Below are 11,846 nucleotides of genomic sequence, written 5' to 3'. Positions count from 1 at the left end.
CCGAACTGGTCGAGGACGAGGGAGGTCGAGGGCGCGCCCTCCTGCGGGCCGCCCGCGGTCGCCGTCTCCTTGCCCTGGTAGCCGGACAGGAGCTGGATGACCTGCTGACGGACGCGGTTGAGGTCCGCGCCGAGCTTCACGAGGACCTGGGCGGCGACGCCCTCGCCCTCGCGGATCAGCCCGAGCAGGATGTGCTCGGTGCCGATGTAGTTGTGGCCGAGCTGGAGGGCCTCGCGGAGCGAGAGCTCCAGGACCTTCTTCGCCCGGGGGGTGAAGGGGATGTGGCCGGACGGGGCCTGCTGGCCCTGGCCGATGATCTCCTCGACCTGCGAGCGCACAGCCTCGAGGGAGATCCCGAGGGACTCGAGTGCCTTCGCAGCGACGCCTTCACCCTCGTGGATCAGGCCGAGCAGGATGTGCTCGGTCCCGATGTAGTTGTGGTTGAGCATCCTGGCCTCTTCTTGAGCCAGGACGACGACCCGCCGCGCACGGTCGGTGAACCTCTCGAACATCTGCACGCTCCTCACGAAGCGGATCGGGCAGTTCCACAAGCCCTTGCGCCTGTGTCCCTGTCCTTCCGCATGCTAGCCCCGCGGCCCCTTCCGTGCCCGGCGGTGTCCCGGCCGTCGCCGACCGAGCACCCACCCGACGGAGGCGCCGTCTGTTCCCGGGGTCACCGGGTGCAACGGCGCCTTCCCCCGTGGGATTCCACGAACCACCCGCTGCGTGCATGGGTACGCTCCGGGCGAACAGGACGGCCGGACGGCGGCGGGAACGTGGCCCCCGAAGGAGACGCCGCACGCCGCGGTCAGGCCAGCTGCGCCCTCGTCAGCTGTGCGCCTGCTCGTAGGCCTCGAGGACGGCGGCCGGGATGCGGCCGCGCTCGTTGACGGTGTGGCCGTTCTGGCGCGCCCACTCACGGATCGAGGCGCTGTCCTGGCGGCGGGCGGGAGCGGCGGCCGGCGCGCTGGCGGCGCGGCTGCCCCGCGAGCTCGAGCGGGCGGTGGAACGGCCCGAGACGCGACGGGCGTTGCCGACGTACGGCGCGAGCGCGTCGCGCAGCGCCTGGGCGTTGTCCTCGTTCAGGTCGATCTCATAGGTCACGCCGTCGAGCGCGAACGTGAGCGTCTCGTCGGCGGGGCCACCGTCGAGGTCGTCCTCGAGGGTGACGATGGTCTTCTGCGCCATTCGTGGTGCCTTTCTCCGCAGTGCCCCCGCCTGAAGACAATTTGTAGCACGCGGCGGGCGATCACGGCCAATCGAACCACGCGGATTGGGTCACGTTCTCCCTCGAATGGGTGCGGGCGCAACCTCAAATTCAGCGCACGCTCAGCCGCGGTCGCGTCGCTTCCCGTCGGTGGCCCGGAACGCTGCGCGCATGACCAGGATGAAGACCGTGGCCATGACGGCCATAGGCAGGATGCCTGCAAGGATGTCGAGCACGAGCCCATTCTCCCTCCCGCCGCCGGATCCGTCGATCGGATGGGGCGGCCGTTGTCGGTGATGTGCCCTACAGCTGAAGGAGCATGCGGCTGTTGCCCAGCGTGTTCGGCTTGACGCGGCCGAGGTCCAGGAACTCCGCGACACCCTCGTCGTAGGACTGCAGCAGCTGCTCGAAGACCTCCGGGGAGACCGGAGTGCCCTCGATCTCGGTGAAACCGTGCCGGGTGAAGAACTCGACCTCGAACGTGAGGCAGAACACCCGGCGAACGCCTAACTCACGGGCAGTCGCGATCAACCGCCGCAGAACCGCCGATCCCGTGCCCTTTCCGCGCACGGTCCGGTCGACGGCGAGCGTGCGGACCTCCGCCAGGTCCTCCCACAGGACGTGCAGCGCGCCACAGCCGACGACCCGGCCGTCCAGCTCGGCCACCCAGAACTCCTGGACGTCCTCGTAGAGCGTCACCGTTGCTTTCGACAACAGGATGCGCTCGGCCGCGTAGAGGTCGACGAGCGCGCGAATGGCGGGCACGTCGTCGGTGCGCGCGCGGCGCACCAGGAGGTCGCCGGACTGCTGCGCGCCTTCGCTCGCATCCGGGCCGGGCAGGCCTGCGCTTCCCGCGGGGCCCGAATGCACCATGCCGCCCCCGCCGTGCGCCTCACTTCCCGCCGCAGTGCTCATCGCGGGCTCATCGGAAGGCCGTCATAGCTCACGGAAGTGGTCGCTGCGGACCCATTTGCGGGGCTCACTCGGGGCTCACTCCGGGCGCACGAGCGGGAAGAGCACCGTCTCCCGGATGCCCTTTCCGGTGAGCATCATCAGCAGCCGGTCCACGCCCATCCCCATGCCGCCCGACGGAGGCATGCCGTACTCCAGGGCCCGCAGGAAGTCCTCGTCCAGCGCCATCGCCTCGGCGTCGCCTCCCGCGGCCAGCAGCGATTGCGCCGTCAGCCGTCGGCGCTGCTCCACGGGGTCGACGAGCTCGGAGTACGCGGTCCCCAGCTCGGCGCCGAACGCGACGAGGTCCCACCGCTCGGCGACCCGCGGGTCCTCCCGGTGGGCCCGGGTGAGCGGCGACACGTCGGTCGGGAAGTCCTTGTAGAACGTCGGAAGGACCGTGTGCTCCTCGACGAGCCGCTCGTAGAGCTCGAGCACGACCTGGCCGCGGCCCCATTCGGGCGCGTGCGGCACGCCGGCCTTGTCGGCGAGCGCCCGCAGCTGCTCCTGCGTCGTGTCGTTGGTGACCTCCTCGCCGAGCGCCGCGGAGATCGCCTCGTTGACCGTCGTGACGCGCCACTCGCCGCCGATGTCGTGCTCGCTGACGGTGCCGTCCGGGGCCGTGTGGGTCACGACGGTGCCGCCGAGCGCGTCGCGGGCCGCGTTGACGACGAGCTCGCGGGTGAGCCGCAGCATGGTGTCGTAGTCGCCGTAGGCCTCGTACGCCTCGAGCATCGTGAACTCGGGGTTGTGCGTCGAGTCCGCGCCCTCGTTGCGGAAGTTGCGGTTGATCTCGAAGACCTTCTCCACGCCGCCGACGACGAGCCGCTTGAGGTAGAGCTCGGGGGCGATGCGCAGGAAGAGGTCGAGGTCGTACGCGTTGATGTGGGTCACGAACGGGCGGGCGTTGGCGCCGCCGTGCACGACCTGCAGCATCGGCGTCTCGACCTCGGTGAACCCGGTCTTCGTGAGGGTCTCGCGCAGGCTGCGGACGGCGTCGCTGCGGACCCGGAGCATCCGGCGGGCGTCCGGGTTGACGATCAGGTCCACGTAGCGCTGGCGCACGCGCGCCTCGGGGTCGGTCAGCCCCTTGTGCTTGTCTGGCAGCGGGCGCAGCGCCTTGGCCGTCATCGCCCAGGAGTCCGCGAGGACCGAGAGCTCGCCACGCCGGGAGGTGATGACCTCGCCCTCGACCCCGATGTGGTCGCCCAGGTCGACGTCGGACTTCCACGCCTCGAGCCGCTCCGGCCCGACCGAGTCCAGGCTGAGCATCACCTGCAGGTCGTCGGTGCCGTCCCGCAGCGTCGCGAAGCAGAGCTTGCCGGTGTTGCGGAAGAAGATCACCCGCCCGGCCACGCCCACCCGCTCGCCGGTGTGCGCGTCCGGGGGCAGGTCGGGGTGCTTGGCCCGCAGTTCGCCGAGCGTTGTCGTGCGCGGGAACCCGACCGGATAGGGGTCCACGCCCTCGGCGCGGAGCCGCTCGAGCTTCTCCCGGCGTACGCGCTCCTGCTCGCTCAGATTGTCCGGCTGGAACGCGTCGGGCTGCTCGTCACTCACACCCTCCAGGCTACCGAGCAGGGCCTGGCTCCCCCGCACCCCGCGCGCCCAGCCGGGGTCAGCCCGCGGGGTGGTTGCGCTCGAACGCGAGCCGCAGCCCGTGCAGGGTCAGCCAGGGCTCGTGCGCGTCGATCGAGGAGGACTCCTCGAGCACGAGGGGCGCGAGGCCGCCGGTCGCGATCACGGTCACGTCGTCCGGGTCGGAGGCCAGCTCGCGGGCCATGCGGTCGACGATGCCGTCGACCTGGCCGGCGAAGCCGAAGATGATCCCGGCCTGCAGCGCCTCGACGGTGTTGCGGCCGACGACCGAGCGCGGCCGGGCGAGCTCGACGCGGCGCAGTTGTGCCCCACGGGTGCCGAGCGCCTCGACGCTGATCTCGATGCCGGGCGCGATGGCGCCGCCGACGTACTCCCCACGGGAGGTGACGGCGTCGAAGGTCGTCGCCGTGCCGAAGTCGACGACGATGGCGGGCCCGCCGTGCAGGTGCACGGCGGCGAGCGCGTTGAGGATGCGGTCCGAGCCGACTTCCTTGGGGTTGTCGGTGAGCACCGGGATGCCGGTCTTGACGCCCGGCTCGACCACGAGCGTCGGGACCGTCGCGTAGTAGCGCCGGCAGAGGTCGCGCATCTCCAGCAGCTGCGCCGGCACCGTGGAGCAGACCGCGATGCCGGCGACGTCCTCGTCGGCGCCGAGCGCCGGGTGCTGGCGGAGCAGGGACTGCACGACGACGGCCAGCTCGTCGGCGGTGCGCCCGGCCACGGTCGCGATGCGCCAGTGCTCCACGACCTCCGCGCCGTCGAGCAGGCCGAGGACGGTGTGGGTGTTGCCCACGTCGATGGCCAGCAGCACGCTCAGGCTCCGCTTCGGTCGACGTCGGCGGCGGAGCGGCCCGGCTCGTCGAGCGGGCGCAGGTCCAGCCCGATGTCGAGCACCTGGACCGAGTGGGTCAGCGCGCCGACGGCGAGGTAGTCGACGCCCGTCGAGGCCACCTTGCGGGCCGTGCCGAGCGACAGGCCGCCGCTCGCCTCGAGCTTGGCCCGCCCGGCGACGAGCTTGACCGCGCGCCGCAGGTCCGTCGTCGACATGTTGTCGAGCAGCACGAGATCGGCGCCCGCCTCGACGGCCAGCACGGCGTCCTCCACCGTGTCCGCCTCGACCTCGACCGGCACGTCGGGGAAGGCGCTGCGCACGCGCTCGAACGCCGCGACGACGCCTCCCGCCGCCACGACGTGGTTGTCCTTGACCATCGCGGCGTCCGACAGCGACATCCGGTGGTTCTGCCCGCCGCCGCAGCGCACGGCGTACTTCTCCAGCGCGCGCAGCCCGGGGGTGGTCTTGCGCGTGTCGCGCACGGCCGCCCCGGTCCCGCGGACCGCGTCGACCCAGATCGCGGTCAGGGTCGCGATGCCGGACAGCCGCCCGAGCAGGTTGAGCGCGGTGCGCTCGGCGGTCAGGAGCGTGCGGGTGCTGCCGGCCACGCTGGCGATCGCGGTGCCCTCGGCTACGACTGCGCCGTCCGCGACGATCGGGTGCACGACCGCGTCCCCGGCCAGCTCGAAGACCGCCGCCGCGACCGGCAAGCCGGCGACCACACCGTCGGCCCGGGTCGCGAGGTCGCCCACCGAGAGGGCGTCCACGGGGACCGTCGCCGCGGTCGTCACGTCGACGCCGCCGGCGAGGTCCTCGGCCAGGGCACGCCGCACCAGGTCGACGACGGCCTCGGGGTCGAGGCCCGCCGTGACCAGCGCGTTCCAGGTCTCCTCGCGCAGCTCGCTCATCGCGCCGCCCCCGCCACGGCGGGGGCCTCGGGCGAGCGCAGCGGCTCCCGGCGTACGTGCAGCCGGCCGTCCTCCAGAGTCGTCACGAGGTGCATCCTCCACGCTTCGTCGTCCCGGCCGGGGAAGTCCTCCCGCCAGTGGCTGCCGCGCGTCTCCTCCCGCAGCACCGCGGCGGACGCGAGCGCGGCCGACACCGTGAGCAGGTTCGTCGCTTCCCAGCACTCGGTGCAGGGCTCGCCGGAGACCGGCCCGGACAGCTCGTCGATCGCATCCAGGGTGGCCGACAGGGTCGCGGCCGAGCGCAGCACCCCCGCGCCGTCGGACATCGCGCGCTGCAGCCGGGGGCGTACGCCGGCCGCCACGACGCCGGCCGGGCGCGGGTCCGCGACGGGCTCGGCGAGCGGTGGGAGCTCGGCGGTCAGCGACTCGGCGATACGCGCGGCGAAGACGAGCCCTTCCAGCAGCGAGTTGGAGGCGAGCCGGTTCGCGCCGTGCACCCCGGTGCAGGCGACCTCGCCGCAGGCGTAGAGCCCGGGCACCGTGGTCCGGCCGGACAGGTCGGTCCGGACCCCGCCCGAGGCGTAGTGGCACGCCGGCACGACGGGGACCAGCTCGCGTACGGGGTCGATGCCGTGCTCGCGGCAGCTGGCCAGGATGGTGGGGAAGCGCCGCCGCCACTTCTCCTCGCCGAACGCCCGCCCGTCGAGCCAGACGTGCGGCGCGCCCGTCTCCAGCATGCGGCGGAGCACGGCCTTGGCCACGACGTCGCGGGGCGCGAGGTCGGCGAGCTCGTGCACGCCCTGCATGAAGCGCTCGCCGCCGTCGTCGACGAGGAAGGCCCCCTCGCCCCGGACGGCCTCGGAGACCAGCGGCTGCTGGCCGCCGTAGAGGTCGCCGAGCCACAGCACGGTCGGGTGGAACTGCACGAACTCCAGGTCGGTGACCTCCGCGCCGGCGCGCAGGGCCAGGGCGACGCCGTCCCCGGTCGAGACCGACGGGTTCGTGGTCGACGCGTAGACCTGGCCGAGCCCGCCGGTCGCGAGCACGACGGCCCGGCCGAGCGCGGCGCCGACGCCGTCGCGGGCGCCCTGGCCGATGACGTGCAGCGTCACACCGCAGGCCCGCCCGTCCGCGTCCTTGAGCAGGTCGAGGACCAGTGCCTGCTCGAGGACGTCGACTTCGGGGTCCGAGCGCAGCGCCTCGAGCAGGGCGCGCTGGACCTCCAGCCCGGTCGCGTCGCCGCCGGCGTGCACGATCCGGTCCCGGTGGTGCCCGCCCTCGCGGGTGAAGACGAGCCGGCCCGCCGGGTCGCGGTCGAGCCGGGCGCCGGCTTCGACCAGCTCTCGTACGCGGGCCGGCCCCTCGGTCACGAGCACCCGCACCGCGTCCTCCTCGCAGAGGCCGACCCCGGCGACGAGCGTGTCGCGCAGGTGCTCGTCAGGGCTGTCGTCGGGCCCGAGCGCGGCGGCGATCCCGCCCTGCGCCCAGCGCGTGGACCCCGCGTCGAGCCAGGTCTTCGTGACGAGCAGCACGGACAGGCCGGCGCGCCGGGCGCCGAGCGCCGCGGTGAGGCCGGCGATGCCGCTGCCGACGACGACCACGTCGGCCCGGGCCGTCCAGCCCGGCGCGGCGGCGGCCAGCCGCTGCGGCAGCCTCACGCGGCGCCCGCCGGGCGCAGCTGCGCCGTCCCGGGCACGGGCTCGGCGGCGTCGCCCCCGACCTCGACGATCGCGTTGGCCGCGTCGACGTGCACGACGCGGGGCGTCATGCGCCGCGCCTCCGCGTCGTCGACGGCCGCGTAGGAGATGAGGATGACCAGGTCCCCGGGGTGCACGAGGTGGGCCGCAGCGCCGTTGATCCCGATCACGCCGCTGCCGCGCTCGCCGGGGATGACGTAGGTCTCCAGCCGGGCGCCGTTGGTCACGTCGACCACCGCGACCTGCTCGCCGGGGAGCAGGTCGGCCGCGTCGAGCAGGTCCGAGTCGACGGTGATCGACCCGACGTAGTGGAGGTCGGCGTGCGTGACCGTCGCCCGATGGATCTTCGACTTCAACATCGTGCGAAGCACGCTTCAGCCCTCCAAAATCCGCGAATCAAGCTTCAGCGAAACGTTGTCGATGAGGCGCGTCTTCCCCACGCGCGCGGCGACGAGCAGGCGGGCGTCCCCCTGTGCGGGCGCCGGTCCGAGCCCGGTGTCGCGCAGCTCGAGGTAGTCCACGTCGGCCTCGGGCCGGGCGTCGAGGACGCTCCGGGCCGCGGAGAGCACGGCGTCGGCACCGCCCCCGGCGGCCGCTGCCCCGGCACGCAGCGCGGCGGACAGGGCGAGGGCGACGTCGCGCTCGTGCGCGTCGAGGTACTTGTTGCGGCTCGAGAGCGCCAGCCCGTCCGGCTCGCGGACCGTCGGGACGCCCACGATCTCGACGGCCAGGTTGACGTCGCGCGCCATGCGCCCGATGAGGACGAGCTGCTGGTAGTCCTTCTCGCCGAAGAACGCGACGTCGGGCGCCGTGAGGTGCAGCAGCTTCAGCACGACGGTCAGCACGCCGGAGAAGTGGCCGGGGCGCGAGGCGCCCTCGAGCTGCTCTCCGAGCGGGCCCGCGACGACGCGAACCTGCGGCTCCTCGGGATAGACCTCCTGCACGGCAGGGGCGAACGCGATGTCCGCGCCGTGCTCGGCGAGCAGCGCGAGGTCGGCGTCGAGCGTGCGCGGGTAGCGGTCGAAGTCCTCCCCCGGGCCGAACTGCAGCGGGTTGACGAAGACCGTGGCGACGACCGTCCCGCTCTCACCCACCCGCTCGCGGGCGGCCCGCACGAGCGCGGCGTGCCCGGCGTGCAGCGCGCCCATCGTGAAGACGGCCCCCACCAGCCCGCCGCGGCCCGCGAGCGCCTCCCGCAGCTCCGCCCGGGTGGTGACCAGCAGCGGGGCGCTCACGAGCGGGCCCCCGACAGCACGTCGAGCAGGGCCTCCGCGCGCTCGGGCGCGAGCACCCCGGCCGCGAGCGCGCGGTCGGCCTGCAGCCGGGCGAGGGCGACGTACGCCACGGCCGCCTCCGGCGAGACCGCCGCGAGCTCGCGGACGTGCGAGGCGACCGTCCCGGCGTCCCCACGGGCCACCGGCCCCGTGAGCGCGGAGTCACCCGAGCGCAGCGCCCCGTCGAGCGCGGCGCCGAGCAGCGGGGCCGCGAACCGCGCCGGGTGCTCGACGCCGCACCGCCCGAGCAGCTCCAGGGACTGCGCGACCAGGGTGACGATGCTGTTGGCCGCGCTCGCCAGCGCCGCGTGGTAGAGCGGGCGGGCGTCCTCGTCGACCTCCTGCGGCTCGCCGCCCATCTCCACGACGAGGGCCTGCCCGATGGGCACCAGCGCCGCGGGCGCGGTCACCGCGAAGGAGCACCCGGCGAGCCGGGCCAGGTCGACGCTCGTCCCGGTGAAGGTCATCGCCGGGTGCAGCGCGAGCGGCAGCGCGCCCGCCCGCGTCGCCGGCTCGAGGACGGCGACGCCGTGGCGGCCGCTCGGGTGGGCGATCAGCTGCCCGGGGCGTACGGCGCCGGTCGACACCAGCCCCTCGACGAGCCCGGCCAGCTCGTCGTCCGGGACCGCCAGCAGCGCCAGGTCGACGCCGGCGACGACGTCGCGCGGGTCGGCGAGGGGGACGCCGGGCAGCAGCGCCTCGGCGCGGGTGCGGCTCGCCTCGGAGACGCCTGACGCCGCGAGGACCGAGTGGCCCGCGGCGCGCAGAGCCGCCCCGAGGACCGCGCCGACGCGGCCGGCGCCGACGACGCCGACGGTGAGGCGCGCCGGGCGTGCGGGACCGGGCGGGGAGTGCGGGAGAGACATGGCTGTTCCAGTCCGCGAGGGGTACCAGACGCCGCCAGCCTACGTGGGGCGGCAGGATTCCCCGGTGGCCGGACCGCTCCCCTATCGCGCGGCGGTGCGCGATGCGCTCTACGGGCCCGGGGGCTTCTACCGCCGGCCGGAGGGGCCCGCGGGGCATTTCCGTACGTCCGTCCACGCGTCCCCGCTCCTGCTCGCCGAGGCGGTCGCCCGGCTGGCCGAGCGGTCGGGGCTGCGGCGGGTCGTCGACGTCGGCGCGGGCCGCGGTGAGCTGTTGACCGCCCTGCACGGCCTCGACCCTGGGCTCGCCCTGCACGGCGTCGACGTCGTCGCGCGCCCGGACCGCCTGCCGTCCGCGGTCGCATGGTCCGCTCGCCTCCCGCGGGGCGGCACCGCGCTGCTGCTCGCCCACGAGTGGCTCGACGACGTGCCGCTCGACGTGGTCGAGCTCGCCCCGGACGGCCCGCGCACCGTGCTCGTCGACCCCGTGACGGGAGCGGAGTCCCTCGGGCCGCGGCCCCGGCGGGCGGACCGCCGGTGGCTGGACGCGTGGTGGCCGCTGCGCAGGCTCGGCGACCGGGCCGAGGTCGGGCGGTCGCGGGACGCCGCCTGGCACGGCGCGGTGCGGTCGTTGCGCGGCGGGCTCGCCGTGGCCGTGGACTACGGGCACGTCCGCGCCGAGCGCGCCGCCGGTGCGTACGCGGCGGGCACGCTGCGCGGGCACCGCGGGGGGCGGCTCGTCCCTCCGGTGCCGGATTCCTCGTGCGACGTCACCGCGGCCGTCGCCATGGACTCGGTGGCGGCCGCCGGCGTTGCGGCCGGAGCGCGCGCCGCGCTGCTGACCACGCAGCGCGCCGTGCTGGGGGCGCTGCTGCCCCCGTCGTCCTCCGGAGGGGCCGCCGCCCTCGAGCGGCAGGCCCGGCTGGCCGAGCTGCGCGACCCCGACGGGCTGGGCGGGTTCTGCTGGCTGCTGCAGGCTCTCGGCGGGCACGCCCTCCCCGCGGCGCTGGACGGGCTCGGCACGGCCCCCTGCCGGAGCCTCGTCTAGAAGCTTCTGGTAGCGGCTGCGACGGGTGTTCTGCTCAGCGCCCTGCCGCGGTGGCCGATGGGCGATCAACGCACCACGATTCCCCTTTCCCGCCGCGAAACGGCCGTTATTCGGAGAACATTATGTCCACTCGCGCCACCCCCCGTGGGCTCCGCAGCCTGGGAGTCGCACCCAAGATCCTTGCCGCCGTCACGGTCGCCGGCCTGGCCGCGCTGCTCGTCGGCGTGCTGGGCCTGCGCGCCCTCGGCTCGACCGCGGACGAGAACCAGCGCATGTACGAACAGGACGTGAAGGGCGTCGCGCTGGCCCAGGAAATGCGCTTCCAGATGATGACCGTGCGCTTCAACGTCGTGAACCAGACGAACGCGAAGACCGACGCCGACCGGGAGAAGTACGTCCAGGGGCGGGATGCGGCGGCGGAGACGCTGCGCGCCGTCGGCCAGCAGTACCTCGACGAGACCAGCCCGAGCGCCAAGGACAAGGAGCTCCTCGCCGCGGCGCTGGAGAACGTCGACGCCTACTTCGACATCGTCAACGGCCTCGCCACCGCGACCGCGGAGGAGCAGGCCGCCGCCGTGCAGCAGATCCCGGCCATCACCGCCGGCATCGTGGACAACCTCGACGAGCTCAACAAGGCCCGCCAGGCGGAGGCCGCCGCGACCGCGAAGGCGTCCGCCGAGCACTACTCCAGCACGCGCACCACGCTCATCGCGGTGCTCGTCGTCGGCCTGCTCCTCGCGGTCTTCGTGGGCATCAGCATCGCCCGCTCGGTCACGCGGCCGCTGAGCCGCGTCCGCGAGGCCGCCGTCCGCCTGGCCGGCGGTGACCTGACGCAGCCCACCGGCGTCCAGCAGGACGACGAGGTGGGACAGACCGCCGCGGCGCTCGACTCCGCCCTGGAGTCCCTGCGCGGCGTCATGGGCGCGGTCGTCACGTCGGCCGACGCGGTCGCCGCGGCGAGCGCCGAGCTGTCCGCGTCCTCCTCCCGGATCGCCGCCTCCGCCGAGGAGACCAGCGCGCAGTCCGGCGTCGTGTCCGCGACCGCCTCGGAGGTCTCGAGCAGCGTCCAGACCGTCGCGGCCGGCGCCGAGCAGATGGGCGCGAGCATCCGCGAGATCGCGCTGAACACCAACGAGGCGGCCCGCGTCGCCGGCGAGGCCGTAGGCGTCGCCGAGAGCACTACGCACATGATCTCCAAGCTCGGCGCCTCGTCGGCCGAGATCGGCAACGTCATCAAGGTCATCACCTCGATCGCCGAGCAGACCAACCTGCTCGCCCTCAACGCCACCATCGAGGCCGCCCGCGCCGGCGAGGCCGGCAAGGGCTTCGCCGTCGTCGCCGGCGAGGTCAAGGACCTGGCCCAGGAGACCGGCCGCGCCACCGAGGACATCCACAAGCGCGTCCAGGCGATCCAGGAGGACACGGCGAACGCCGTCGAGGCCATCGGCGAGATCGCCGCGATCATCGCCC

12 protein-coding genes are annotated in these 11,846 nt (G+C 74.1%); 2 read left to right on the top strand and 10 right to left on the bottom strand.

Features of this window, described 5'->3' with window-relative positions:
- The 10 genes from G9H71_RS18575 to G9H71_RS18530 form a co-directional block, all read right to left on the bottom strand.
- The coding region (locus G9H71_RS18575; protein ID WP_331273107.1) for a Clp protease N-terminal domain-containing protein at nt 1-512 on the bottom strand (512 nt) is incomplete at its 3' end.
- Nucleotides 513-828: 316 nt separating this feature from the next.
- Nucleotides 829-1,188 carry a histone-like nucleoid-structuring protein Lsr2 gene (locus G9H71_RS18570; RefSeq protein WP_166284281.1) on the bottom strand — a complete coding sequence of 120 codons (360 nt, stop codon included), beginning with the start codon at nt 1,186-1,188 and terminating at the stop codon, nt 829-831.
- A 322-nt stretch (nt 1,189-1,510) separates the two neighbouring features.
- Nucleotides 1,511-2,122 (bottom strand): amino-acid N-acetyltransferase, encoded by a 612-nt coding sequence (locus G9H71_RS18565; RefSeq protein ID WP_231135076.1) that lies wholly within the window; start codon nt 2,120-2,122, stop codon nt 1,511-1,513.
- Nucleotides 2,123-2,197: 75 nt separating this feature from the next.
- Nucleotides 2,198-3,715, bottom strand: a complete 1,518-nt coding sequence (lysX, locus tag G9H71_RS18560; RefSeq protein ID WP_166284280.1) for a bifunctional lysylphosphatidylglycerol synthetase/lysine--tRNA ligase LysX — start codon at nt 3,713-3,715, stop codon at nt 2,198-2,200.
- 58 nt (nt 3,716-3,773) lie between these two features.
- The gene (locus G9H71_RS18555) at nt 3,774-4,565 is read right to left on the bottom strand and encodes a type III pantothenate kinase (RefSeq protein WP_166284279.1); all 792 of its coding nucleotides are present in this window, start codon (nt 4,563-4,565) and stop codon (nt 3,774-3,776) included.
- Nucleotides 4,566-4,567: 2 nt separating this feature from the next.
- Nucleotides 4,568-5,494, bottom strand: coding sequence for a carboxylating nicotinate-nucleotide diphosphorylase (gene nadC, locus G9H71_RS18550; RefSeq protein WP_166284278.1), 927 nt, complete (start codon nt 5,492-5,494; stop codon nt 4,568-4,570).
- The gene (locus tag G9H71_RS18545; RefSeq protein ID WP_331273106.1) at nt 5,491-7,152 is read right to left on the bottom strand and encodes an L-aspartate oxidase; all 1,662 of its coding nucleotides are present in this window, start codon (nt 7,150-7,152) and stop codon (nt 5,491-5,493) included. The genes nadC and G9H71_RS18545 overlap by 4 nt, the downstream gene beginning before the upstream one ends.
- Nucleotides 7,149-7,562, bottom strand: coding sequence for an aspartate 1-decarboxylase (gene panD, locus G9H71_RS18540; protein WP_166284277.1), 414 nt, complete (start codon nt 7,560-7,562; stop codon nt 7,149-7,151). Before panD ends, G9H71_RS18545 begins: the two co-directional genes overlap by 4 nt.
- Before the next feature lie 3 nt (nt 7,563-7,565).
- On the bottom strand, nt 7,566-8,426 hold the full coding sequence (gene panC / locus G9H71_RS18535) for a pantoate--beta-alanine ligase (protein WP_331273105.1): 861 nt from the start codon (nt 8,424-8,426) through the stop codon (nt 7,566-7,568).
- Entirely contained in the window at nt 8,423-9,331 is a 909-nt protein-coding gene (locus tag G9H71_RS18530; protein ID WP_166284276.1) for a Rossmann-like and DUF2520 domain-containing protein, read from the bottom strand. Before G9H71_RS18530 ends, panC begins: the two co-directional genes overlap by 4 nt.
- 64 nt (nt 9,332-9,395) lie before the next feature.
- Here G9H71_RS18530 and G9H71_RS18525 point away from each other — a divergent pair, with 64 nt between their 5' ends.
- Entirely contained in the window at nt 9,396-10,376 is a 981-nt protein-coding gene (locus tag G9H71_RS18525; RefSeq protein WP_331273104.1) for an SAM-dependent methyltransferase, read from the top strand.
- Between the two features lie 122 nt (nt 10,377-10,498).
- Nucleotides 10,499-11,846, top strand: a 1,348-nt coding sequence (locus tag G9H71_RS18520; protein ID WP_166284274.1) for a methyl-accepting chemotaxis protein, incomplete at its 3' end; no start/stop codon positions are given.

Source organism: Motilibacter deserti, assembly GCF_011250635.1.
Classification (GTDB): domain Bacteria; phylum Actinomycetota; class Actinomycetes; order Motilibacterales; family Motilibacteraceae; genus Motilibacter_A; species Motilibacter_A deserti.
Note: the sequence above shows the minus strand (reverse complement) of the source record. Positions and strands in the feature narration are given on the sequence as shown.